Annotated in this window: 24 protein-coding genes; 9 read left to right on the top strand and 15 right to left on the bottom strand. The window is 60.7% G+C overall.

The features are described from left to right. Positions 1 to 134: 134 nt before the first annotated feature. The 9 genes from msrQ to mrcB all read right to left on the bottom strand — a co-directional run bounded on the left by msrQ (position 135) and on the right by mrcB (position 10061). Positions 135 to 755, bottom strand: coding sequence for a protein-methionine-sulfoxide reductase heme-binding subunit MsrQ (gene msrQ / locus ACOZJV_RS29045; protein WP_421549031.1), 621 nt, complete (start codon positions 753 to 755; stop codon positions 135 to 137). Continuing rightward, positions 755 to 1768: a protein-methionine-sulfoxide reductase catalytic subunit MsrP gene (gene msrP / locus ACOZJV_RS29040; RefSeq protein WP_421549030.1), complete on the bottom strand. Its 1014-nt coding sequence runs from the start codon at positions 1766 to 1768 to the stop codon at positions 755 to 757. Before msrP ends, msrQ begins: the two co-directional genes overlap by 1 nt. Before the next feature lie 63 nt (positions 1769 to 1831). Then, positions 1832 to 2689 carry a CDP-diacylglycerol--serine O-phosphatidyltransferase gene (pssA, locus tag ACOZJV_RS29035; RefSeq protein ID WP_020296511.1) on the bottom strand — a complete coding sequence of 286 codons (858 nt, stop codon included), beginning with the start codon at positions 2687 to 2689 and terminating at the stop codon, positions 1832 to 1834. Between the two features lie 146 nt (positions 2690 to 2835). Further along, positions 2836 to 3852 carry a ketol-acid reductoisomerase gene (gene ilvC / locus ACOZJV_RS29030; RefSeq protein WP_003228216.1) on the bottom strand — a complete coding sequence of 339 codons (1017 nt, stop codon included), beginning with the start codon at positions 3850 to 3852 and terminating at the stop codon, positions 2836 to 2838. Between the two features lie 48 nt (positions 3853 to 3900). Further along, the gene (gene ilvN, locus ACOZJV_RS29025; protein WP_003176102.1) at positions 3901 to 4392 is read right to left on the bottom strand and encodes an acetolactate synthase small subunit; all 492 of its coding nucleotides are present in this window, start codon (positions 4390 to 4392) and stop codon (positions 3901 to 3903) included. 2 nt (positions 4393 to 4394) lie between these two features. Further along, a complete protein-coding gene (locus ACOZJV_RS29020; RefSeq protein WP_201127999.1) occupies positions 4395 to 6119 on the bottom strand; it encodes an acetolactate synthase 3 large subunit in 1725 nt (574 codons plus the stop codon). Positions 6120 to 6674: 555 nt separating this feature from the next. Continuing rightward, positions 6675 to 7010 (bottom strand): YqcC family protein, encoded by a 336-nt coding sequence (locus ACOZJV_RS29015; RefSeq protein ID WP_020296509.1) that lies wholly within the window; start codon positions 7008 to 7010, stop codon positions 6675 to 6677. Next, a complete protein-coding gene (locus ACOZJV_RS29010) occupies positions 7010 to 7720 on the bottom strand; it encodes a tetratricopeptide repeat protein (RefSeq protein WP_078471811.1) in 711 nt (236 codons plus the stop codon). The genes ACOZJV_RS29015 and ACOZJV_RS29010 overlap by 1 nt, the downstream gene beginning before the upstream one ends. A 16-nt stretch (positions 7721 to 7736) precedes the next feature. After that, a complete protein-coding gene (mrcB, locus tag ACOZJV_RS29005) occupies positions 7737 to 10061 on the bottom strand; it encodes a penicillin-binding protein 1B (protein WP_020296507.1) in 2325 nt (774 codons plus the stop codon). 117 nt (positions 10062 to 10178) lie between these two features. On the opposite strand from mrcB, the gene ACOZJV_RS29000 reads away from it, so the two are divergent. The 4 genes from ACOZJV_RS29000 to ACOZJV_RS28985 all read left to right on the top strand — a co-directional run bounded on the left by ACOZJV_RS29000 (position 10179) and on the right by ACOZJV_RS28985 (position 13478). Then, positions 10179 to 11735 (top strand): AAA family ATPase, encoded by a 1557-nt coding sequence (locus tag ACOZJV_RS29000; RefSeq protein ID WP_421549029.1) that lies wholly within the window; start codon positions 10179 to 10181, stop codon positions 11733 to 11735. A 91-nt stretch (positions 11736 to 11826) separates the two neighbouring features. Beyond that, positions 11827 to 12171, top strand: coding sequence for a pentapeptide repeat-containing protein (locus tag ACOZJV_RS28995; protein WP_078471807.1), 345 nt, complete (start codon positions 11827 to 11829; stop codon positions 12169 to 12171). Positions 12172 to 12387: 216 nt separating this feature from the next. Next, positions 12388 to 12660 carry a TfoX/Sxy family protein gene (locus tag ACOZJV_RS28990; RefSeq protein ID WP_020296504.1) on the top strand — a complete coding sequence of 91 codons (273 nt, stop codon included), beginning with the start codon at positions 12388 to 12390 and terminating at the stop codon, positions 12658 to 12660. Positions 12661 to 12677: 17 nt separating this feature from the next. Beyond that, on the top strand, positions 12678 to 13478 hold the full coding sequence (locus tag ACOZJV_RS28985; protein ID WP_421549028.1) for a Crp/Fnr family transcriptional regulator: 801 nt from the start codon (positions 12678 to 12680) through the stop codon (positions 13476 to 13478). Between the two features lie 250 nt (positions 13479 to 13728). Here ACOZJV_RS28985 and ACOZJV_RS28980 read toward each other — a convergent pair whose 3' ends face one another. From ACOZJV_RS28980 to ACOZJV_RS28965, 4 genes are read right to left on the bottom strand one after another with little or no spacing between them, the layout of a single operon-like run. Continuing rightward, a complete protein-coding gene (locus ACOZJV_RS28980) occupies positions 13729 to 14592 on the bottom strand; it encodes a ChaN family lipoprotein (protein ID WP_421549027.1) in 864 nt (287 codons plus the stop codon). A 21-nt stretch (positions 14593 to 14613) separates the two neighbouring features. Beyond that, entirely contained in the window at positions 14614 to 15381 is a 768-nt protein-coding gene (locus ACOZJV_RS28975) for a heme ABC transporter ATP-binding protein (protein ID WP_078471803.1), read from the bottom strand. Beyond that, positions 15381 to 16364, bottom strand: coding sequence for a FecCD family ABC transporter permease (locus ACOZJV_RS28970; RefSeq protein ID WP_178102972.1), 984 nt, complete (start codon positions 16362 to 16364; stop codon positions 15381 to 15383). The genes ACOZJV_RS28975 and ACOZJV_RS28970 overlap by 1 nt, the downstream gene beginning before the upstream one ends. Positions 16365 to 16414: 50 nt before the next feature. Further along, positions 16415 to 17299 (bottom strand): heme/hemin ABC transporter substrate-binding protein, encoded by an 885-nt coding sequence (locus tag ACOZJV_RS28965; protein ID WP_421549026.1) that lies wholly within the window; start codon positions 17297 to 17299, stop codon positions 16415 to 16417. Between the two features lie 215 nt (positions 17300 to 17514). On the opposite strand from ACOZJV_RS28965, the gene ACOZJV_RS28960 reads away from it, so the two are divergent. Then, positions 17515 to 17832: a Rieske (2Fe-2S) protein gene (locus tag ACOZJV_RS28960; RefSeq protein WP_078471799.1), complete on the top strand. Its 318-nt coding sequence runs from the start codon at positions 17515 to 17517 to the stop codon at positions 17830 to 17832. On the opposite strand, the gene sfsA is transcribed toward ACOZJV_RS28960, so the two are convergent. Together sfsA and ACOZJV_RS28950 are read right to left on the bottom strand one after the other, a co-directional pair. After that, positions 17829 to 18542: a DNA/RNA nuclease SfsA gene (gene sfsA / locus ACOZJV_RS28955; RefSeq protein WP_421549025.1), complete on the bottom strand. Its 714-nt coding sequence runs from the start codon at positions 18540 to 18542 to the stop codon at positions 17829 to 17831. The genes ACOZJV_RS28960 and sfsA overlap by 4 nt on opposite strands. Continuing rightward, complete coding sequence (locus ACOZJV_RS28950) at positions 18542 to 19714, bottom strand: pyridoxal phosphate-dependent aminotransferase (RefSeq protein ID WP_421549024.1); 1173 nt, start codon at positions 19712 to 19714, stop codon at positions 18542 to 18544. The genes sfsA and ACOZJV_RS28950 overlap by 1 nt, the downstream gene beginning before the upstream one ends. Before the next feature lie 343 nt (positions 19715 to 20057). On the opposite strand from ACOZJV_RS28950, the gene dksA reads away from it, so the two are divergent. The 4 genes from dksA to ACOZJV_RS28930 all read left to right on the top strand — a co-directional run bounded on the left by dksA (position 20058) and on the right by ACOZJV_RS28930 (position 24722). Then, positions 20058 to 20501, top strand: coding sequence for an RNA polymerase-binding protein DksA (dksA, locus tag ACOZJV_RS28945; RefSeq protein WP_020296495.1), 444 nt, complete (start codon positions 20058 to 20060; stop codon positions 20499 to 20501). 135 nt (positions 20502 to 20636) lie between these two features. Continuing rightward, positions 20637 to 21530, top strand: coding sequence for a tRNA glutamyl-Q(34) synthetase GluQRS (gene gluQRS, locus ACOZJV_RS28940; protein WP_421549023.1), 894 nt, complete (start codon positions 20637 to 20639; stop codon positions 21528 to 21530). Positions 21531 to 21607: 77 nt separating this feature from the next. Continuing rightward, positions 21608 to 21784 (top strand): hypothetical protein, encoded by a 177-nt coding sequence (locus ACOZJV_RS28935; protein ID WP_003176118.1) that lies wholly within the window; start codon positions 21608 to 21610, stop codon positions 21782 to 21784. Beyond that, the gene (locus tag ACOZJV_RS28930) at positions 21768 to 24722 is read left to right on the top strand and encodes a sensor histidine kinase (RefSeq protein ID WP_161955754.1); all 2955 of its coding nucleotides are present in this window, start codon (positions 21768 to 21770) and stop codon (positions 24720 to 24722) included. The genes ACOZJV_RS28935 and ACOZJV_RS28930 overlap by 17 nt, the downstream gene beginning before the upstream one ends. The last annotated feature ends 10 nt before the right edge of the window (positions 24723 to 24732 follow it).

Genomic DNA, 24732 nt, shown 5'->3' with positions numbered 1-24732 from the left:
TCTGGGCTTCGATGACCTGAAGCAGCTCACTGTCGAAAACCGCGTAACTCTTTGTTTACCAAGGAGTTTTCCGTTTCGACTGCGCCGGAAGTGGGGCGAATTATAGACTTCCAGAATCTGCCGTCAAGGGTTAATTACGCTTTTGTTGCAGAAGATGACTTTTTAGCTATTAAGCGGGGTATCCGGCGCGTTACAGGGGGTATGCGCAGCACCAATAACAACCCCCCTATAAAGGCATAGATCGCCCACTCCTTGAGATCGGCACGAACGATCCACAGCATATGCAACAGACCCAACCCCAAAATGACGTAGACCAAACGGTGCAACTTCTTCCATCCACTACCGAGCCGACGCTGACTGTAGCGATTGGATGTCACCGCCAACACCAGCAATCCTGCAAAACCCAGGGTGCCGACAATAATGTAAGGCCGCTTGCGCAGCTCCACACCCAACTGCGACCAGTCCAGCGCGAGGATAAACACGGCGTAGGCACTCAAGTGCAGCACCACATAGGCAAAACACCACAAACCCAGTTGCCGTCGCACCGCAATCCAGCCAGCCCACCCCGTCAGCTTTTGCAAAGGGGTCATGCCCAGGGTGATCAACAACAGAATCAACGTACCCAGCCCCAGGCGATCAACCAGCACCTTGCCAGGATCCGGCCCCAGCGCCGAGTCTCCCGCCTGGAATAGCCAATACAGCGGCCATACCGCCGCTGCGATAAATACGGCCACGCGCCAGAGCGGATAACGCATCAGTAGTTCGTCCGCAAATCGAGGCCACTATATAAGGAGGCGACCTCATCCGAGTAACCGTTGAACATCTGGGTTTCACGCACATTGGGCTTGAACAGGCCGCTGGGCAGACGCCGTTCCCGCGCCTGGGTCCAGCGCGGGTGGTCGACGGTGGGATTCACGTTCGCATAAAAGCCGTACTCATCGGCCGCAATGCTCTGCCAGGTGGTTTTCGGCTGCTCGCTCACCAGACTGATACGCACTATGGATTTGATGCTCTTGAAACCATATTTCCACGGCACCACCAGCCGCAGTGGAGCCCCGTTCTGATTGGGCAGCTCACGCCCGTACATGCCGACGGCGAGGATCGCTAACGGATTCATCGCTTCATCCAGACGCAGGCCCTCTACATAAGGCCAGTCGATCAAGGCGAAACCTGAACGCTGACCGGGCATGCTTTTAGGATCCTGCAGGGTTTCGAAACGAATGAACTTGGCGCTGGCGGTTGGTTCGACCTGCTTGAGCAACGCCGAGATGGGAAAACCGATCCAGGGGATCACCATCGACCAAGCCTCGACACAGCGCAGACGGTAGATGCGCTCCTCCAATGCGTAGGGCTTCATGAAGTCCTCCAGCGCATAGCGACCTGGCTTGGCCACTTCACCGTCAATCACCACACTCCAGGGCTCGGTCTTCAGCGATCCCGCGTTAGCCGCCGGATCCCCCTTGTCAGTGCCGAACTCATAGAAGTTGTTGTAGTGGGTCGCATCCTTGAAGGGGGTGATCGCCTCGTCCTTGACCATCACCGCCTGCCAGTGTGTGGCTGGCAACTTTTCGGCGAACCACGAGGGCGCCCTGCCCGCCTCGACATCCGCATAACGCGATGCCTCAGCGGCGCTAGCCCAACGCGGCAGGCCACTGACCGCCAGGCCGGCCATCGCTCCGCCCAGCAGGGTGCGTCGAGAGAAATAGAGGGATTCCGGGGTGACGTCCGACTCTTTGCAGTCAGACGCCTTTGGCACTTTGATCAACATGGCAACTCCGCAGGATTGGAGAACTGATGCACCAATAGACTGCGGAGTATGGGGGAAATTACATCACTCGCCGCTTTTATGCCGACGAAGGCGCAACAAGTACTGAACCGGGCCGGAGGCCGCATAGGCGAGGAAAACCAGCAGCAGAATACGCGGCGGGTCGCTGAACACCACCGCAAACACCAGGACCACCGCCAGGATCGCCACAAAAGGCACCCGCCCCCTGAGGTCCAGTTCCTTGAAGCTGTTGTACTTGATGTTGCTGACCATCAGCATGCCGGCCGCCGCAACCAGCAGCGCCACCAGGAACGACATCTTCGAGCCCTGGATCCCGTAGTCACTGAACGCCCAGACAATCCCCGCCACGACACCCGCCGCTGCCGGACTGGCCAGACCGATGAAGTAACGCTTGTCGGCAGTCCCGACCTGGGTATTGAACCGCGCCAGGCGCAACGCCGCCCCAGCCACATAGATGAAGGCAACCATCCACCCGACCTTGCCCATATCGCCCAAGGCCCAGCCAAATGCCAGCAAGGCCGGGGCAACACCGAACGCGACCATGTCAGACAAGGAGTCGTATTCGGCGCCAAAGGCGCTCTGGGTATTGGTCATCCGGGCAACGCGACCGTCCAGACCGTCGAGCACCATGGCGACGAAAATCGCAATGGCGGCGAAGGCAAAGTACTTGCTCGCGGCAACGGAGTCGCCCGCACTCATTGCACTTTGCGCACTCATGGAACTGATGATGGAGTAGAACCCCGCGAACAGGTTCGCAGTGGTGAACAGATTCGGCAGCAGATAGATACCACGATGCCGGACTTTACGGCCTTCAGCATCATGCCCTTCTTCGACATGCTCATCGATCGGTAGCAGGCTTTCGGCGTCAGAGGCCTGGTTTGGCTCTTCGGGACGTTCGCTCATGAACATTACCTTGCAACGGTGTGGAAAGTTTCGACAGGTGTCTGCAACAACGGTTCGCATCGCAAACGATGCAGCTTTATACCAGAACCAGCCCCCCCAAACGAAAAAACGCGGCCTAGGCCGCGTTTTCCGTGCAAGTTCGCGACTTAGTTTTTGGCTTTGTCGACGATCTTGTTGGCACCGATCCACGGCATCATCGAGCGCAGTTGCTCACCGATGATTTCGATGCCGTGTGCAGCGTTGTTGCGACGCTTGGCAGTCATCGAAGGGTAGCCGGTTGCACCTTCGCTGATGAACATCTTCGCGTACTCACCGTCCTGAATGCGTTTCAGGGCGTTGCGCATGGCCTGACGGGATTCGGCGTTGATCACTTCCGGACCGGTCACGTACTCGCCGTACTCAGCGTTGTTGGAGATCGAGTAGTTCATGTTGGCGATACCGCCTTCGTACATGAGGTCGACGATCAGTTTCAGTTCGTGCAGGCACTCGAAGTAGGCCATTTCTGGCGCGTAGCCAGCTTCAACCAGAGTTTCGAAACCGGCCTTGACCAGCTCAACGGTACCGCCGCACAGAACGGCTTGTTCGCCGAACAGGTCGGTTTCAGTCTCGTCCTTGAAGGTGGTTTCGATGATGCCGGTACGGCCGCCGCCCACGCCTGCGGCGTAAGACAGTGCAACATTCTTGGCGTTGCCCGAAGCGTCCTGGTAGATAGCGATCAGGTCAGGAATACCGCCGCCCTTCACGAACTCGGAACGTACGGTGTGGCCCGGAGCTTTCGGCGCGATCATGATCACGTCGAGGTCAGCGCGCGGCACAACCTGGTTGTAGTGGATCGCGAAGCCGTGGGAGAAGGCCAGGGTGGCGCCTTTCTTGATGTTCGGCTCGATTTCGTTCTTGTACAGCGAGGACTGGAACTCGTCCGGGGTCAGGATCATGACCAGGTCGGCAGCAGCAACAGCGGAAGCAACGTCAGTCACTTTCAAACCGTGAGCTTCAGCCTTGGCAACGGTAGCCGAGCCTTTACGCAGGCCGACAGTAACGTCAACGCCAGAGTCTTTCAGGTTGCACGCTTGAGCGTGGCCCTGGGAACCGTAACCAATGATGGCAACTTTCTTGCCCTGGATGATCGACAGGTCGCAGTCTTTATCGTAGAAAACTTTCATGAATTTCCCCTATATATCCAGGCCGTTCAGGCCATTCGCTAATTTGGTTTAGATGCTGAGTACTTTGTCGCCGCGAGCAATGCCGGTTACGCCGCTACGGACGGTTTCCAGAATCGAGGCGGTGCCGATGGACTGAATGAAGCTGTCGAGCTTGTCGCTGGTACCGGTCAATTGAACGGTATACACGCTGGCGCTGACATCTACGATCTGCCCACGGTAAATATCGGTGGTGCGCTTGATCTCGGCGCGCTGGGCGCCGGTGGCCTTGACCTTGACCAGCATCAGTTCACGCTCGATATGAGCGCTCTCCGACAGGTCGACCAACTTGACCACTTCGATCAGTTTGTTCAGGTTCTTGGTGATCTGCTCGATCACCTCATCGTGGCCGACAGTGGTCAGCGTCAGACGCGACAGGGTCGGGTCTTCGGTCGGGGCCACGGTCAGGCTTTCGATGTTGTAGTTACGTTGCGAAAACAGGCCGACTACACGAGACAAAGCGCCCGGTTCGTTTTCCAGAAGCAAGGAGATAATGTGCCGCATGATTAAGTACGCTCCGTCTTGCTCAGCCACATATCGCGCATCGAGCCGTCTTTGATCTGCATCGGGTAGACGTGCTCGCTGGTGTCGACCGAAATATCGAGCACCACCAGGCGATCCTTCATGGCAAACGCCTCTTGCATCTTCGACTTCAATTCTTTCGAGTCGCTGATACGCATGCCAACGTGGCCATAGGCCTCAGCCAGCTTGACGAAGTCAGGCAGCGATTCCATGTAGGAATGGGAGTGACGGCTGCCATAGCTCATGTCTTGCCACTGGCGAACCATGCCCAGAACACCGTTGTTCAGGATGACGATTTTGACCGGCAAACCATATTGCAGGCAGGTGGACAGTTCCTGAATGTTCATCTGGATACTGCCCTCGCCTGTCACGCAGACGACGTCGGCATCCGGGAAGCTCAACTTGATGCCCATGGCCGCCGGGAAACCGAAGCCCATGGTGCCCAGGCCGCCGGAGTTGATCCAGCGGTTAGGCTTGTCGAACTTGTAGTACTGCGCCGCGAACATTTGGTGCTGGCCCACGTCGGAAGCAACATAGGCATCGCCCTTGGTCACTTCACACAGGGTTTCGATCACGGTCTGCGGCTTGATGATGCTGCCGTCACCCTTGTCATAAGGGAACAGGCCACGATCACCGCGCCACTCTTCGATCTGCTTCCACCAACTGGCAACCGTGTCCTTGTTCGGGGTCTCGCCGATTTCCTTGAGTGCCGCGACCATCTCGGTCAAGACGCTCTCTACCGGACCCACGATAGGCACATCGGCCTTGATGGTCTTGGAGATGGAAGCCGGGTCGATATCGACATGGATGATCTTGGCATTCGGGCAGAACTTCGGCGCACCGTTGATAACACGGTCATCGAAGCGCGCACCCACTGCCAGAATCACGTCGGCATGGTGCATGGTCAGGTTGGCGGTGTAGCTGCCGTGCATGCCAAGCATGCCGACGAACTGCCGATCAGTACCCGGATAGGCACCCAGGCCCATCAAGGTATTGGTCACTGGCAGATTAAGCATCTTGGCCAGCTCGGTCAGCGGTGCGGAACCACCACCGAGGATCACCCCACCGCCTGCGTACAGCACGGGACGCTTGGCCGCCAGGAGCATTTCTGCCGCCTTGCGGATTTGCCCGGAGTGACCGCGGACAGCCGGGCTGTAGGAGCGCAGCTTGGCTTTCTTGGGAAAAACGTATTCGAACTTTTCAGCCGGGTTGGTCATATCTTTAGGGATATCGACCACCACCGGGCCCGGACGACCGGATTGCGCCAGGTAGAAGGCTTTCTTCATGACTTCCGGGATTTCCGAAGCGTGCTTGATCATGAAGCTGTGCTTCACGATCGGCCGGGAGATACCGATCATGTCGGTTTCCTGGAACGCGTCGGTGCCGACCATGGTGCTGGGCACCTGACCGGAGATAATCACCATTGGAATCGAGTCCATATAGGCAGTGGCGATACCGGTGATGGCATTGGTCGCGCCAGGGCCGGAAGTCACCAGTACCACGCCGGCTTTACCGGTGGCACGGGCATAGCCGTCAGCCATATGGGTAGCAGCCTGTTCGTGACGAACCAGGATATGGGTCACTTCCGGTTCTTTGAACAGGGCATCGTAGACATGAAGGAGAGCACCACCTGGGTACCCATAGATATATTTGACGCCTTCGTCACGCAAAAAGCGGACGAGCATCTCACCGCCAGATAAAAGCTCCACGTTGTTCACCTCTAAAACGCCAGAATACCGCCCTCAAAAGGAGGCGGGTCTTAATAGGTTTACTTCTCAGCAGAGCATGAGCGACGGTGGTCGCCGACTACGTCAGCACTGACTGAGCAAGTATTGGGAGCGCCCCAAAGTGTTGCGGGGGCTTCCCACCCAGCGCGAGGTAACGCGTTGCGGGTGTAGCAGGTCGGCGCGGATATGCGCCTCATGATCTGCTGAGTGGGCCTGCTTCTGGCAGTCCCTCTACAGCGGACTTGAGATTCTTCTGTTTCGCCCTCTCCAAGTCAAGACGTCAATGTACTTAATTCGAACTAAGCGCATGAGAACGCAAGAAAAAACCTCAAAACGGCAACTGCGTAAGTCTCAATTGCGCAATCTCTCGCAGGTCTGGGACATCTGCGAACCCGCAAGCCTTGGCGGACACCTCTCATGAGCTGCACGCCACTGAACTCTGACCGGTAAAAATGTGCGCGGCTTGAAAGACCAGGAGCCTGAGTCAGGCGTCCGACGCCCAAAGAAAAACCGCCAGTGAAAACTGGCGGTTGAGGTTCAACGCGTGGCGACGATCAGTTGATCGAACTCTTTGAGCAAGACCTGCAACTGCCGATCCCGGCCTTGCATGTCCCGACTGGCGAAGACCATCTCGGCCATTTCCTGAATGCCCGAGGCATTGGGCAACGGCAGGTCCTGCTCCAGAATCAGTTTCATGCGCGGCAGGAAAATCCACTGCAGCCACTGCTCGAAATCCAGCGTGTCGACGCTGAACGGTTCTTGGCTGGACAAGGCTTCGGCACTGGGCGAAACCTCATCCCACAACCCCAGAAGCCGCAGTTCACGCTCGATCAGCAGCAACTGTTCGGCGATCTCGGGAAAGCGCCCATCCATCAGAGTGCGACCTTGGCTTTTTGACGAGCCAGCGCGGCGCCGGCGGCATCGCCCTGCTTCTCTCGCGCCTGGGCGATCAGCCCCCACAAGCTAGCCTGCAGGGCCGGACGACCGGAAGCCAGGGTCAGCCCACGGCGAGCGAACTGTTCGGCCTGAGGCGCGTCGCCCTGCTCCATGCGCACCTGCGCCAGGCGGTAGAGCACCTGTGGCTCGCGCGGGGCTACCCGTTGCGCTCGCTCAAGGCTCGACGAGGCGCCATTCAGGTCACCGCTGGCCTGCTGTTGCTGGGCGGTGCTGAGCAAGGCCAGCACCGGACCATCCAACTGCTCGTCCGCCGACAAACCGCCGGCGCTGGCCGACGGGATCGAACTCGACGGCATGTTGTAGGTGCCCTGGTTGATCGGCGCCGAATCAACCGGCCCTGGAATAATCGGACCCGGGGTAATAGGCGATGAGCTGATAGGGGCCGATGTCGTCGCACCGCCTCCTGGCACCATCACCACCACGCCGGAATCCTGCGGGATATTTTGCGACTGCGCCTGAGCCGGACGCTTGATAGTCGTCTGCCGGAAGCCACCGTTAGCCGAAATCCGCTCACTGTTGGAGACCGCAGTACCGGCATCGACCACCGGGATCGAACCGCGCTGCACACTGGAGCAGCCGTTGAGCAAAGCCAGAGCTGTAATAGCTGGAACCCACCACTTGTTCACGTCAAACCCTCTTCGCTTAGTTCATCCAGCCTTTGATCCAATCCGTCACCGAGTCGCCGGATGCAGGGCTTTCGCCACCGCACGCAGCGCCGGGAGGCGGTTCGCTGCCGCGAATATACGGCATCTGCACCGCTCCCGGACAGTTGGCATCGGAGCCCTGTCCGGTCCGGGAATCGACCCATGCCTGAACCACGTTATCCGGTTGTGGCATATCCAGCGGCAATGGGTCGGCCTTGCGCATAAAACTGGTCCAGACCTGCAGTGCACCGGTAGCACCGGTGAACGGCGTCTTGCCGTTATCGTCACGCCCCAGCCAGACCACGGCCAGCAGATCCTGGCTGAACCCGGCAAACCAACTGTCGCGCGAGTCGTTACTGGTACCGGTCTTGCCCGCCAACGCCAGGGATTTGGGCAGCACGTTATAGACCGAGCTGCCAGTACCTTCACGCATCACCCGCTGCATGGCGCTCTGGATCAGGTAAATCGAACCTGGGTCAAAACGCTGCTGGATCTGGAACGGGTAGCGTTTGAGCGGCTCGCCCTCGGCCGTCAGCACGCTGCGGATCCCGCGCATCGGCGTGTTGAAACCGCCGTTGGCCAGGGTCTGGTACATGGTCGCCACTTCCATCGGACTCAACCCGCCCGCCCCCAGCAGCATCGAAGGGAATGCCGGGAATTCGCGGGAAACGCCCAGCCGCGCCAGGGTCTTGAGCACGTTCGGCACGCCGACTTCCAGACCAAGACGGGCGGTCGACAGGTTGTAGGAATGGGCCAGGCCCTGATAGAGGAATACCGTACCGTGGGAGCGGCGATCGTAGTTCTGCGGCTTCCATACCTGGCCGTCCGCGCCTTTGACCGAGAACGCCTCATCGGACAACCAACTGGTCAGGGTGTACTGGCTGGGTTTTTCCAGCGCTGTCAGGTAGACCGCCGGCTTGATCAGCGAGCCGATCGGGCGAACTGCGTCCAGCGCCCGGTTGAAACCGGCAAAGCTGGCCTGGCGGCTGCCAATCATGGCCTGAACCTCTCCGGTTTCCGGGTTGGTCACGACCATCGCGGCTTCGACATCCTCGGACCCCTTGCGCCCTGCCAGGCGCTTGAAGGTGTCGTTGACCGAGGCTTCGGCCTTCATCTGCAGGATCGGGTCGAAGCTGGTGAAAATACGCAGCCCTTCCTCGGTCAAGTCTTCGTCGCGGTAGTCTTCACGCAATTGACGCTTGACCAGGTCGAGGAAACCCGGGAATGAGCTGTCGGCAAGGCTGCCGCGTTTGGTCACGCCCAGCGGCATCTTCTTCGCTGCTTCAACTTGCTCGGGCGTGGCGACGCCTTGTTGCGCCAGCAGGTCGAGCACCAGGTTGCGCCGTTCAAGCGCGCGCTCCGGATACCGCCGAGGGTTGTAGGCCGAAGGCCCCTTGACCATGCCCACCAGCAAAGCCACCTGATGCAACTTGAGTTCGGACAGCGGCTGACTGAAGAAGAACTGACTGGCCAGACCGAAACCATGCACCGCGCGCTGACCGTCCTGCCCGACGAAAACCTCGTTGAGGTAGGCCTCGAGAATCTCGCGCTTGTCGTAATGCATCTCAAGCAGCAGGGCCATCATGGCCTCGGTGAGTTTGCGTGACAGGCTGCGCTCGTTGGTCAGGTAAAAGTTCTTTACCAACTGCTGGGTCAAGGTACTACCGCCCTGACGCATCTTTCCGGACGAGGTGTTGACCCAGACCGCCCGAGCAATCGACTTCGGCGAGACGCCAAAGTGATGGTAGAAATCCCGGTCTTCCACGGTCACCAGGGTTTCCAGCAGGTACGGCGGGACCTGATCGATCTTGATCAGGATCCGGTCTTCGAGGTTCTTCGGATACAACCCGCCAATCAGCAAGGGCTCCAGGCGCACCACCGCCAGTTTCGACCCCTTGGCTCCCGCCAGCTCGGCTACATAGTCACCGGAAAATCTCACCCGTACCGGCTGCGCCTGCTCCAGGCCCTCATAGAACTGAAAGCCGCGGGTATTCAAATCCACGACATTGCCATTCACGGCCGCCGCCCCCGGGCCGTTGGCCACGCTTTCGCGGCGATAGCCCAGAGCGTCGAGTTCGGTGAGGAAGTCTTCCTTGCTCAGCTTCTGGCCGACGAACAGTTCCAACGGCCGGGCGTAGACCTTGGCCGGAATAGTCCAGCGCTTGCCGGAGAATTTCTCCTGGACGATAGCGTCGAGATAAACCGCAAAGCCGGCGAGCACCACCAAGCCGACCAGACTGAGCTTAAGAGCCCAGCCCAGCCAGGGGCGCAGGCCACCAGAGGGACGTTTTTTAGCGGAGCGAGGGGATCGAGTACGAGTCATGGCGGCGGATTATACGCACTTTATTCATACTCAACAGGAGCGTCCCGAGGTTTGCGTCAGCCCCCCGAGCGGCCATAATGACGGCCTTGAATTTTCTCCGTCTCTGAAGGATCGCCTGTGAGCCAGTCCCTGATCGCCGCCCTGCAAAACCCGGCCCTTTATCCACACCCCGTCGACGGGTTCCAGGTCATCGAGACCCACATTTCCTGGGTGCTGCTCACTGGCCCCTTTGCTTATAAAGTGAAGAAACCGGTCAATTTCGGCTTCCTCGACTTCACCGGCCTCGAGGCTCGCGAGCATTTCTGTGGCGAAGAGCTGCGTTTGAATCAGCGCCTGACCGAAGATTTGTACCTTGAAGTGCTGCCGATCACCGGCAGCGCCGAGGCCCCACAGTTTGGTGGCAGCGGGCCGGTTGTCGACTACGCCCTGAAAATGCGCCAGTTCCCGCAAAGCCAACTGCTCAGCACACTGCAAGCCAACGGCGAACTGACCGCCGCGCATATCGACCAGATGGCCAAGCAGATTGCCCAGTTCCACCTCAACGCACCGCGTGTTCCAGCCGATCACGAAGCCGGCACTCCGGACAGCGTGATGGCACCGGTGCGGCAGAACTTCGAGCAGATCCACCCTTTCCTCAGCGACAAGGCTGACCTGCAGCAACTGGATGCGTTGCAGGCCTGGGCCGAAAGCAGCTTCGAACGCCTCAAGCCACTGTTCGCCCAGCGCAAGGCTGACGGTTTCATTCGCGAATGCCACGGTGATATCCACCTGGGCAACGCCACCGTGATCGACGGCCAGGTAGTGATCTTCGACTGCATCGAATTCAACGAACCGTTCCGCTTCACCGACGTCTATGCCGATACCGGCTTCCTGGCGATGGACCTTGAAGACCGTGGTCTGAAAAGCCTCGCTCGCCGCTTTATCAGCCAGTACCTGGAGCTGACCGGCGACTATCAAGGCCTGGAGTTGCTGAACTTCTATAAAGCCTACCGTGCCCTGGTCCGGGCCAAGGTTAGCCTGTTCAGCATGCCGGCCGACGCCACTCCGGTGCAGCGTGCCACGAACCTGCGCCAATACCGCAACTACGCCAACCTGGCGGAAAGTTACAGCACCATCCCTTCGCGGTTCATGGCGATCACCTGCGGTGTATCTGCTGTCGGTAAAAGCCACGTCGCCATGCGCCTGGTCGAGGCCTTGGGCGCAGTGCGCCTGCGTTCCGATGTCGAGCGCAAGCGCCTGTTCGGTGAGCAGCAGGTGCAAAACGACCCGAATGCCGGCATTTACAGCAGCGACGCCAGTGCTGCGACTTACGCACGCCTGCACGAAATCGCCGACATCATCCTGCGGGCCGGTTTTCCGGTGGTCATCGATGCCACTTACCTCAAACGTGCGCAACGCGATGCGGCTGCCCAGGTGGCCGAAGCCACTGGCGCGCCCTGCCTGATCATCGACTGCAATGCTCCACCCGCGGTCATCGCCAGCTGGTTGGCGCAGCGTCAGGCGGATCAAAACGACCCATCGGATGCCAACCTGGCCGTCATCGAAGCTCAGCAGGCCAATCGCGAACCGCTGAGCGCCGAAGAAGTACTGCGCAGCAAGCGCGTGGAAACCAATGAAAGCGGAAGCCTCGACGCGCTGGTGGCGAATATTCGCCAGCGTCTGCCAGGCCTGTAAGCAACTATTTCAGCCGCGAAGAGGGAAAGACTTCGCGGCTGAAAAACAGTGGCACTATAATGGCGTCATAAATCCAACAGGTGACGTTGCCATGAGCCAACCAAAGCTTCTCGACACCCCGCTGTACGCCCTGCTGCACAAAGATGACATCACCGGATTCAACCGCGAGCGCCCAACGGACCAGCCGATCGACATGCGTGGCGGCGATTTTCGTGGCCTCGACCTGCGCGATCTGAACGCCGAGGGTATCGACTTCACCGACGCCTATTTCCGCTCCGCCGATTTGCGCGGCCTGGATTTGCGCAGTTCGGCCATGGAAGGCGCGAGCCTGTCCCATGCGCAGATCTCCGGGACCTACTTTCCTCCGGAACTGACGGCAGATGAAATTCTCATGTCGGTCAATTTCGGCACCCGCCTGCGTTATCGCACCAAGTAACAACCTGCTGCTACAGGTCCGGCGCCCCAGAATTTGCGCTGGACTCCTCGCTTTGCCTCTTCCTTTCCTCCCCCCAAATGCCCCACTGAGCACCCCGCAGCGTCCGGCTTAGAAGCATTTGCGTTGAAACCGACCAAAGAACAGCGCTTTTCCTACTGAGCGCTACACTCCTCTGAGACTTGCCCACGCACCATTCGGCCGTCGCAAGGAGGCTTGATGAATGATGAACTGCAACATCTGAAAAACCTTGGCAAGACGTCCGCACAATGGCTGCATGCAGTGGGTATCCATAGTGCGTCGGACTTGCGTCGCCTGGGCGCGGTGGATGCTTACAGGGCTGTACGCACCCGCGGCTTTCGTGCCTCGAAAGTTCTGCTGTATGCCATTGAAGGTGCATTGATGGATGTGCATTGGAACGACATTCCGGCCGAGCGCAAAGAAGCGCTGAACCGGCAGCTGGAAGCGATTTCCGCGCGCCATCAGAACTGACCTCGCGAGGGGGCTGCATGTACTTACTGGGGGAACAACCGGCGTATGCCGACAGCCTGATCAATCGACTGCAAAGTATCCCGACACAGCTGCTGGAAGGCCTGGCTCCGGCAGGCGATCACGTGCTGATCGACGCCGTCCAGGACCTCTCCAGCGTGCTTGCGGGACATCAGTTGTTCCTGCTCGAAAGTGGCCAGGTGCAGGCCAGCATCGACCAGCGCCCGCTGTTCTATCTGCATGAGGGTGACTTGCTTGGGCTACGGCGCGGCAGTGAGCAGCCGGCCTGGCATTTGCGCTGCGAGACCGAGTTGAGCCTGATTCCGTACCTGCGTTCGGCGGTGTTCCAGCATATCTACGCCGACGAGCAGCGTGCCGAGCTGTTCCTGCAATACCTGCTTGGCCAGACTGCCCTGCTCGCGGACGCGGTGGCGCGGCTGAAACCACCGGAGTTTCGCAGCAGCAACGGCTTCAGGCGGGTGGACGCTGGCGAGGTGCTGATCCATCAGGGCGATGAGGCCGACCATGTGTTCGTGATCATCGAAGGCCATGCGCAGGCCTATGTCGACGGTCACAACGTCGGTGAGGTACCCAAAGATGAAATCTTCGGTGCGATGGCGGTATTCACCGGCGAAAAACGCAGCGCCAGCGTGATTGCCAGCGAGCCCAGCACCGTGATGCTGATTCCCAAGGAGCAGTTTCTCAGCCTGACCATGAGCAATCCGCGCATCGCCCACAGCCTTATCGAGAGCATGGCGCGGCGCATCGACCTGCTGAACAAGGAAGTCACCCGGCTGAACGCCCTGAGTAACCGCGCCTGAGCCCACTGTTTACGGGCAATCCAAACGAGCGTTTGGCAGAAATCAAAGAAACTTGAATAACCTCTGTTGACATAGAAATGAGAATCGTTATGATTATCGCAACTGGTCGCGAGATCAGTCGATAACCTGGAAGACCAGTGGTTCGGACTCTCAGATTATCTCCTCATCAGGCTAATCACGGTTATTTGACCCGGCTCTTGCCGGGTCTTTTTTTGCCTGTGGAAAAGTCCCTGGTAACAAAGTCCGAGTTTTATTTGCGCAAGGGCGCGCAGTCATCCTGATCCGGCATCCGTGCGGTGTACCAGACGTAATCGGCGCTGTCGGCAGCCACCGGTGTCCCCTGCTGGGCAAGAATCAGCACCGCCGTGCCCTGGGCCGCGCCGAGATCGGCCAGGTGCACCGGCACTCCCACATCCTTGCGGGCGTGGTAAGCCCCCGTGAAAAACAGTGCTGGAACCGGCGCCGCCAATAAACGTTCGGCCATGCGCCGGTCGCGCTGCTGCTGGACCGCCAACATGGCTGGCACCTGGCTCTCGGGCAACAAACCGCAATGCGCATCGCGAATTTGGGTCTGCAAAAGGTCCTTGACCGCCTGGGAGTTGGCATGGACGCCACTCAGAACCGGAGGCTGCGCATAAATACGGCGAATTTCGCTGGCGTCCAGGTTGGCCGCCAGCAGTGGATAAGGCTGCGCCAGGGCGAAGCGCACAATCGGCCCATACAAGGCCCAATCCCAGCCCGGCTGCCAGGCCAGAGCCGCCGGCAAATCCTCGGGCCAACCCTGGGACTTCAATTGCTGACGCACGGTATCGACCCGCGATTGCTGCTGCGCAACCAACATCTCCAGCAACAGGCTGCCTTGCGGGCGTTGGCTGGCCAGTGCCCGCATCAGCCACAGCTGCAGGACATGGTGATCGGCATTGTCGTGCTGCTCGCCGACAATCACCCGGGGCGCCTGGGCCAGTCGCTCGACCAGCTCTGCAGTCGACAGTGACCGTCCGCTGCGCAACTCAATAATCTCGCTGGCCCGCTGCGCCTCAGGTAACGGCGGCAGCGCCACGCCTTGGCACCCCGCAACCAGCAGTACCGCGAGTAACCCTATCAGCCCGCGCATGGATCGCTCTCCGCAAATGGCTCAACGAGCAATGATCAGGGGATGACCGCGCTCCGGATGTGCCTGCACCAGCACCTCCAGGCCAAACACCGCCTTGAGCGGCTCGGGGCGCAGGACCTGTTCCGGAGTATCCAGCGCATGGGGACTGCCCCCCTGAAGCAGCAGCACCCGGTCACAATAGCGCGCGGCCAGGTTCAGATCATGCAGGATCACCAGCACCGCGACCCCACGATCGGCAAATGCCCGAATTGCCTGCAAGGTGATGTGCTGGTGCAAGGGATCAAGGGCCGAAGTGGGCTCATCGAGCAATAACGTCTGCCCCACCTGCCCTGGCCATAGCTGAGCCAACACCCGCGCCAGGTGGACACGCTGGCGCTCACCGCCAGACAGCGCGAGGTAGCTGCGCCCTTGCAAATGGGCGGCGTCTGCCGCTTGCAGGGCCTCAAGGACGATTTCGTCATCCCGGACCCGCCCGCTCTGGTGCGGCAAGCGCCCCATCCCTACGACCTCTTCCACACGAAAGGCAAAATCCAGCGTTGAGTGTTGAGGCAAGACCGCCAGCCGCTGGGCCCGTTGTGCGCCTCCCCATTGCGCCAGTTCGCGCTGATCGAGGAGGACCTGGCCCTGATCGGGCTGTAACTCACCACACAACGCGCCCAGCAAGGTGCTCTTGCCCGCGCCATTGGGGCCTAGTACGCCAAGCACTTCACCCGGCTTGAGCTCAAGGTCGATGGCCGTCAGCACCGCTTTTTTGCCGCGCAGGACATGCAGGTTGTGTACGCACAACATCAGGCACGCCCTCGCAATAGCAAATACAAAAAGAACGGAGCACCAATGAAGGCGGTGACGATACCGATGGGCAACTCGGCCGGCGCCAGGGCCAGGCGCGCTACCAGGTCCGCCAGCAGCAACAGGCTGGCGCCCGCCAGGATCGAAGCAGGCAACAAAGTCCGATGATCTGGGCCCGCCAGCAGACGTATCAGGTGCGGCACCACCAGCCCGACGAAGCCGATCATCCCGGCGGCGGCAACTGCCGCGCCGACCCCCAGCGCAGTACAGAACACCAGTTCACGCTTGAGCCGCTCGACATCGATGCCCAGGTGACTGGCTTCCGACTCCCCCAGCAACAGGGCATTCAGCGCCCGAGCGCGGCGCGGCAACCACAACGCCACGCCCGCGCTCACCAGCACCAATGGCCACAAGCGCGAGTAACTGGCGCCATTGAGGCTGCCCAGGTTCCAGAACGTCAGGGTGCGCAAGGTGGCGTCGTCCGCCAGATAAGTGAACAGCCCCACCGCGGAGCTCGCCAGGGCAGTCAGCGCGATGCCCGCAAGGAGCATGGTCGCTACGTTGGTCTGGCCATTACGCCGCCCCAGGCGATATACCAGTGCGGTCACTCCCAAGCCACCAAGAAACGCGCACAACGACAGCAAATAAGGCCCAACGGCCTCCGGCAGTCCACCAAACAGGGAGCCGCCGACAATCGCCAGCGCCGCGCCCAAGGCTGCGCCGCTGGAGACCCCCACCAGCCCGGGATCGGCCAGCGGGTTGCGAAACAGGCCTTGCATCGCCACCCCGGACAACGCCAGCACCCCGCCCACGGCCAGGCCCAGCAGGGTACGCGGCAGGCGGATCTGCCCAAGGATCAGTTCGGCCTGCTCCAGGCCCTGGCCGTCGATCGGCAGCCCGAGCATGCGCAAGGCGGCGCGCAGAGTATCCAGCAGAGGCAGGCTGACCGGCCCCAGGGCCAGGGACAGCCATATCGCCAGCAGGCAGAGACAACTCAGGCCAATAAACAAACTACGAGGTTTGACCAGAGGCTTCATGGAGCGGAGGTCGCCGCACTCGCTGCATCAGGGTAGAAGGTCGCCGACAGCACCTTGAGGCTTTGCGGCAGGCGCGGGCCCAACCCACCCACGAGGAGCGTTGGATCCAGCTCAACCACGCGTCCAGACTTGGCTGCCGCGGTGGAGGCCAGAATCGGGTTTTCCTTGAACAAGGCCGCGCGCGCCGCTTCACCGGTCAAGCTGCGGTCGGCAAACACCAGTACATCCGGGCTGAGACTGGCCAGCGATTCCACCGAAAAGGGTTTGTAACCGCTGTGGGTCGCCAAGTTACGGCCGCCCGCCTGGCGTAATACCCAATCAGCCGCCGTGTCCTTGCCCGCGATCAGCGGCTTGCCACCGGCATGCCCGAGCAACAACAGCACACCCGGGGCCGCATGCTTGGACTGGGCCTGGCTGACGCTGGCCTGCTGTTGTTCAAGCTGCCGCTGATAATCCTGGAACAATTGCGCGGCCTGGGCCTCGTTACCCAGCAGTTGACCCAGATGCTCAAGCGTGTGCTGCAGCGTCGGCAGATCGGCCTGGGCCGAGAACAATTCGACCTGCACCCCAGCGCTGCGAACCTGCGACAGCACGGGTGGCGGCCCCATTTCCTCGGTGCCGACCAAAATCTGCGGACGCAGGCTCAAGATGCCCTCGGCGGACAACTGACGCTGATAACCAATACTCGGCAGCGTCTTGAGCGACTCCGGATGCTGGCTGGTGGTGTCGACACCGACCAGCTTCGATTCGGCTCCCAGCGCACTGACCCACTCGGACAATGCACCGCCGGCACTCACCCAACGTTGCGGCAACTCGGCCGCGTTGGCATGGCCGGCCAGCATTGCGATACAGAGCGCGATTGCGCTGGCACTCAGGCGCATAAAAGCATTTCCTATAGAAGATTGAGCCGATGACACCGCCGTCCATGTGACATGCCCTACAACCCGGGCATCGAAATGAGCAAGCGCCGCAAACGGGCGAAGCGGCTATTTGATAATTGTTTGCATTTAGCAGTCAAGCACAGACGTGTTTCAGCAAATCACCCGAAAACGCACCAACAGCCTGAGCTTAGAGCCTCCGGCGCTCGAGGATTGAAATGAAGTTTCTTTGCGCCAATGACGACCTGCCCGACGCTTGCAGCCGGGGCTTCGAGCTTGACGGGGTCAAGCTGTTCGCCGTGCGCCGCAACCAGCAGGTGTACGTCTACGCCAACCGCTGCCCGCACCGGGGCGTGGCCCTGGAGTGGCAGCCCGACCAATTCCTTGATCAGAGCGCCAGCCTCATTCAATGCGCGACCCACGGCGCCCTGTTTCTGATCGAGGACGGTGAATGCGTCGCCGGCCCCTGCGCCGGCCAGTCCCTGACTGCCATCCCCTGCCGCGAAGATCAGCAGGGGGTCTGGGTCCAGCTTTAACCGTCGAGCAAGACCTCCAGACGCCGCTCGACACAGACTTCTTCAGCCGTCAGGCGCACGCCATAGGCCAGCACTTCAACTCCTGCCGCCACCGCCTCGCGCAATGCGGCAGCGTAGGCCGGGTCGATTTCCTGGGCCGGGCGCACGGCCTCGATCCCGCTCAGGTTGACGCAATACAACTGCACTGCCCGCACGCCTTCGCGCGCCAGGCATGCCAATTCGCGCAAATGCTTGGCCCCCCGCTGGGTCACCGCATCCGGAAAAGCTGCCACCGGCGTGCCGTCGAACCCCAGGGTCACGCTTTTGACTTCGACAAAGGCCGGGCCGTCGTCATAGTCGAGACGAAAATCGATGCGGCTGTTTTCCTGGCCGTACGGCACCTCGCGCTTGAGCGCTGTAAACCCATTGAGTTCACTGATCAGCCCGGCCCGCAGCGCCTCTTCAATCAGCGGATTGGCCCGCGCAGTGTTGACACAGGCCAGGCGCCCTTGTGGGGTTTCGCTGATTTCCCAGGTACCGGGCAACTTGCGCTTGGGGTCGTTGGACCGACTGAACCAGACCTGCCCGCCCTCGACCATGCAGTTGAACATCGAGCCGGTGTTGGGGCAGTGGATTGTCAGAAGCTCGCCGCTGGCGGTCTCGATATCCGCCAGGAACCGTTTGTAGCGCCGTATCAGACGGCCTTCTTCGAGAGGAGGATGAAAGCGCATCAGCCTTGCCAGCTCCGCAAGCCACGAGCAATGCGCTCCACCGCTTCCTGCAGGCGCGGCAGGCTTTGGGTGTAGGCAAAGCGCACATGGTGCCCGGCCTGATGCCGACCGAAATCCAGGCCCGGGGTGAACGCCACGGACTCGGTTTCGAGAAAGTGTCGACAGAAGGCAAAGGCATCACCGCCAAACGCGCTGATGTCTGCATACAGGTAAAACGCACCTTCGGGCTCGACGGCAATGCCAAAGCCCAGCTCGCGTAACGCCGGCAGGAGAAAGTCCCGCCGCCGGCCGAACTCTGCGCGGCGCTCTTCAAGGATGCTGATGGTCGCGGGCTCAAAACAGGCCAACGCCGCATACTGGGCCATGCTCGGGGCACTGATGTAGAGGTTCTGCGCCAACTTTTCGAGCTCACCGACGGCCGCTGGCGGGGCCACCAGCCATCCCAGGCGCCAGCCGGTCATGCCGAAGTACTTGGAAAAACTGTTCAGCACAAAGGCGCTGTCATCCACCTCCAGCACGCTGGCGGCATCTGTGCCGTAGGTCAGGCCGTGGTAGATCTCGTCCACCACCAGGTGACCATTTCGCGCCTTGATCGCAGCCGACAGGCCGGCCAGCTCATCGCGAGTCAGGATGGTCCCGGTCGGGTTGGCCGGCGACGCCACCAGAGCGCCGACACTGTCCTGATCCCAGTAGCGCTCCACCAGACCCGGAGTCAGCTGGTAACGCACATCCGGGCCAACCGGCACCAACTGCGCCGCCCCCTCCACCAGCCGCAGGAAATGCCGGTTGCACGGATAGCCCGGGTCCGCCAGCAGCCAGTGCTTGCCGGGATCGACCAGCAAGCTGCTGGCCAACAACAAGGCCCCGGAGCCGCCCGGGGTGATCAGGATGCGCTGCGGGTCGATATCCAGGCCGTAGCGCTGTTGATAGAAGCCGGAAATGGCCGCGCGCAGCTCGGGAATGCCGCGAGCAGCGGTGTAACGGGTCTTACCGGCGGTCAGCGCGGCCTGGCCGGCCTGGATGATCGGCTCGGCCGTGGTGAAGTCCGGCTCGCCGATCTCCAGGTGAATGACATCCCGACCGGCGGCCTGCAATTCATTGGCACGTGCCAAAAGGGCCATCACATGGAAAGGTTCGATAGCGCGGCTGCGCGCACTGTAGGGCTGAGCCATTAGCCTTCCTTCATATAATAAGAGAGGGAACAAAAGCTCGATTCTACCCAACCGGGGAGCGAGGAGAGAGTCTAAAGCGCTTGGCTCCGCCCGATGGCCGGGAGCCATGAGCACCAACGTGGGGCAAAAAACTGACTAAAATTACATTTTGGCCAGGCCCTCGGACTGGCCGGAGCAACCCTCTCCAGGATCTGCAAGCGCCGTGGGCTGGGGGCTCGACAACCGGGAGTAGCGCGGTCCGACTTGTTCTGGTAAGTTCGCCCGCTTGCAGGCGCAGGGCCGGCAACCGTCGGAGATGGAGCAATCCTGCGCAATGGATTACAAGAGTAGAGGCGGTCCATTCATGCCCACCCAAGCAAAGCAACAGAGCAGCCAATCGATCAGTGGCTTCGAACCCTACGTTGAAACGAAGGGCGAAGAGTACATGGGCAAGCCCATGCGCGAGCACTTCACCAAGATCCTGAACAAGTGGAAACAGGACTTGATGCAGGAGGTCGACCGCACGGTTGACCACATGAAAGACGAAGCCGCCAACTTCCCTGACCCGGCCGACCGTGCCAGCCAGGAAGAAGAGTTCAGCCTTGAACTGCGTGCCCGCGACCGTGAGCGCAAGTTGATCAAGAAGATCGACAAGACCCTGCAACTGATCGAAGACGAAGAATACGGCTGGTGTGAATCCTGCGGCGTCGAGATCGGTATTCGCCGTCTGGAAGCCCGTCCTACAGCCGACATGTGCGTCGACTGCAAGACCTTGGCCGAAATCAAGGAAAAACAGGTCGGCAAATAACAGCCGGCCCGAGTGAAAAACGGAGCGTGCGAACGCTCCGTTTTTGTTTCTGGCATTTCAACCGATGGTGCTCCCTGAGCCCGCAGCACGCGCCAACCTCGTGTCGACCGAACCAGAGCATGTAATCGCCCTCCCATGACTGCCTCGAACTCCTCATACATCGGGCGTTTCGCCCCGACTCCCAGCGGCTACCTGCATTTCGGCTCGCTGGTGGCAGCCCTCGCCTCGTACCTGGACGCACGCGCCGCCGGTGGGCGCTGGCTGTTGCGCATGGAAGACCTTGATCCACCACGGGAAGAGCCCGGCGCCCAGGCGGCGATTCTCAAGGCCCTGGAAAGCTACGGCTTTGAATGGGACGGCGAAATGGTCCGCCAGAGCGAGCGCCATGACGCCTACGCCGAGGTCCTGAATCGCCTGTTCAACCATGGCCTGGCCTACGCCTGCACCTGCTCGCGCAAACAACTGGAGCCCTACCACGGGATCTACCCAGGGCTGTGCCGCAACGCTGGCCATGGCCAGGATAATGCCGCGATCCGTCTACGCGTGCCGGAGCTGGAATACCATTTCAACGATCGAGTACAGGGCGAGTTTCGCCAGCATCTGGGGCGTGAGGTCGGCGATTTCGTGATTCGACGGCGTGACGGCCTGTACGCCTATCAACTGGCGGTGGTGCTGGACGATGCCTGGCAGGGCGTGACCGATATTGTGCGCGGCGCCGACCTCCTGGACTCCACCCCACGCCAGCTATACCTGCAGGAGTTGCTTGGGCTGCCGCAGCCACGCTACCTACACGTGCCCTTGATAACCCAGCCGGACGGCAACAAGCTGGGCAAGTCCTACCGCTCACCGCCGCTGGCCGAAGATCAGGCCACCGCCCTGTTACTGCGCGCATTGCGGGCACTGGGCCAGATACCCGGCAGTGAACTGGACGACGCCACCCCGCGAGAAGTGCTGAACTGGGGTATCACTCACTGGGACGCCGGGTTGATCCCGCGCACCCTCAGCGTGCCGGAAGCGCAATTACGCTGACGCCACTTGCAGCTTGGCGCCCATCCGTTACCATCGCCGCACGTTTTCGGGCACGCACACAATAAAGAGAGGCCGGGATGTACATCTATCGCTTGGTCCTGCTCCTGGTAGTGGGGATCTATCTGTTTTCCCCCGCCATCATGGATTGGTGGATCGATGCTACCGGCGCCTGGTATCGCCCGTATCTGCTCTGGCTGATTCTGATCGTCGTGACCTTCATCCTGCAGAGCCAAAAAGATGCCGATGAGCTTTAGCCTGACCCAGATGATCCTGATCAGCGCCGCCTACCTGGCCGTGCTGTTCGGCGTCGCCTGGATCAGTGAACGCGGAATGATTCCGCGCTCGATCATTCGCCACCCGCTGACCTACACCCTGTCCCTCGGGGTCTACGCCAGTGCCTGGGCGTTCTACGGTACGGTCGGCCTGGCGTATCAGTACGGTTACGGCTTCCTATCCAGTTACCTGGGGGTGTCCGGGGCCTTTCTGCTGGCACCGGTACTGCTCTACCCGATTCTGAAAATCACCCGCACCTACCAGCTGTCATCCCTGGCCGATCTGTTCGCCTTCCGCTTTCGCAGCACCTGGGCCGGCGCACTGACCACGATTTTCATGCTGATCGGAGTGCTGCCGCTGCTGGCGCTGCAAATCCAGGCGGTCGCCGACTCCATTGGCATTCTCACCCGCGAGCCGGTGCAGCATCGGGTTGCCCTGAGCTTCTGCGCACTGATCACCCTGTTCACCATCTTCTTTGGGTCCCGGCATATCGCCACCCGGGAAAAACACGAAGGCCTGGTGTTTGCCATTGCCTTCGAGTCGGTGATCAAGCTGATCGCCATCGGCGGCGTCGGCCTCTACGCCTTATATGGCGTGTTCGATGGTCCGCAGCAGCTGGAAATCTGGCTCCTGCAGAACCAGACCGCCCTCGCCGCCCTGCACACCCCGCTGCAGGAAGGTCCGTGGCGCACCCTGCTGCTGGTGTTCTTCGCCTCGGCGATTGTGATGCCGCACATGTACCACATGACCTTCACCGAGAACCTCAACCCGCGCTCACTGGTCAGCGCCAGCTGGGGCCTGCCGTTGTTCCTGCTGCTGATGAGCCTGGCGGTGCCGCTGATCCTCTGGGCCGGCCTGAAACTGGGCGCCACCACCAACCCGGAATACTTCACCCTTGGCATCGGCATCGCCGCCAACAGCAAAGCCTTGGCGCTGCTGGCTTATGTCGGCGGGCTGTCGGCGGCCAGCGGCTTGATCATCGTCACGACCCTGGCACTGTCGGGCATGGCCCTGAACCACCTGGTGCTGCCGCTGTATCAGCCACCGGCCGAGGGCAATATCTACCGCTGGCTGAAATGGACCCGTCGCGCGCTGATCGTCGCCATTATCATGGCCGGCTACGCCTTCTACCTGCTGCTGGGCGCCGAGCAGGACCTGGCGAACCTGGGCATCGTCGCCTTTGTCGCCACCCTGCAATTCTTGCCCGGCGTGCTGTCCGTACTCTATTGGCCGACCGCCAACCGCCGGGGCTTTATCGCCGGCTTGCTGGCGGGGATCCTGGTATGGCTGGTGACCATGCTGCTGCCGTTGATCGGCAACTTGCAGGGTTTCTATATTCCGCTGTTGAACATGATCTACGTGCTGGATGACACCAGCTGGCATATGGCGGCGATCGCCTCCCTGGCCGCCAACGTGTTGATGTTCACCCTGATCTCGCTGTTCACCAACGCCAGCGCCGAAGAGGCCAGCGCCGCCGAAGCCTGTGCGGTGGACAACGTGCGCCGCCCACAGCGCCGTGAACTGCATGCGGCTTCACCCCAGGAATTCGCCACACAGCTGGCCAAGCCCCTGGGTGCCAAGGCTGCGCAGAAGGAAGTCGAACAGGCCTTGCGCGACCTTTATCTGCCCTTCGACGAGCGCCGTCCGTACGCCCTTCGCCGCCTGCGCGACCGCATCGAGGCCAACCTGTCCGGGCTGATGGGTCCCAGCGTGGCCCAGGACATGGTCGAGACCTTCTTGCCCTATAAGGCCAGCGGCGAAAACTACGTCACCGAAGACATCCACTTTATTGAAAGCCGGCTGGAGGATTACCACTCGCGCCTGACAGGTCTTGCCGCCGAGCTCGACGCCTTGCGCCGCTATCACCGGCAAACCCTGCAGGAACTGCCGATGGGGGTCTGCTCCCTGGCCAAGGATCAGGAGATCCTGATGTGGAACAAGGCCATGGAGGAGCTGACCAACATCCCGGCGCAACACGTGGTCGGCTCGCGCCTGAGCACCATTGCCGATCCCTGGAAAGAACTGCTGCAGGGTTTTATCAACCTGCCTGACGAACATTTGCACAAACAGCACCTGGCCCTCGACGGCCAGACCCGCTGGCTCAACCTGCACAAGGCTGCCATCGATGAGCCCCTGGCCCCGGGCAATAGCGGCCTGGTGCTGCTGGTGGAGGACCTGACCGAAACCCAGATGCTCGAAGACAAGCTGGTGCACTCCGAGCGACTGGCCAGCATCGGCCGCCTGGCTGCGGGCGTGGCCCACGAAATTGGCAACCCGATCACCGGTATCGCCTGCCTGGCGCAAAACCTGCGCGAAGAACGGGAAGATGACAGCGAGCTGACCGAAATCAGCGGCCAGATCCTTGAGCAGACCAAGCGGGTGTCGCGCATCGTGCAATCGCTGATGAGCTTCGCCCATGCCGGCAGCCATCAGCACAACGACGAGCCGGTCTGCCTGGCCGAAGTCGCCCAGGACGCCATCGGTCTGCTGGCGCTGAACCGGCGCAATTTCGAAGTGCAATTTTTCAACCTGTGCGACCCCGATCACTGGGTCGACGGAGACCCGCAACGGCTCGCCCAGGTTCTGATCAATCTGCTGTCCAACGCCCGCGACGCCTCACCGGCGGGCAGTGCAGTACGAGTGAAAAGCGAGGCCTCGGAACATACGATCGATCTGATCGTAGAAGACGAAGGCAGCGGCATTCCGAAGAACATCATGGACCGATTGTTCGAACCTTTCTTCACCACCAAGGATCCTGGCGAAGGCACCGGACTGGGCCTTGCACTGGTCTATTCCATCGTTGAAGAGCATTATGGACAAATCACCATCGACAGCCCGGCTGACACCGAAAGCCAACGCGGCACCCGTATCCGGGTGACTCTACCGCGTCATGTCGAAGCGACGTCCGCTGTGAACTGAGACCGTCGAG

Origin of the sequence: Pseudomonas sp. QD4 (genome assembly GCF_049199125.1) — a bacterium.
Taxonomy (GTDB): domain Bacteria; phylum Pseudomonadota; class Gammaproteobacteria; order Pseudomonadales; family Pseudomonadaceae; genus Aquipseudomonas.
Note: the sequence above shows the minus strand (reverse complement) of the source record. Positions and strands in the feature narration are given on the sequence as shown.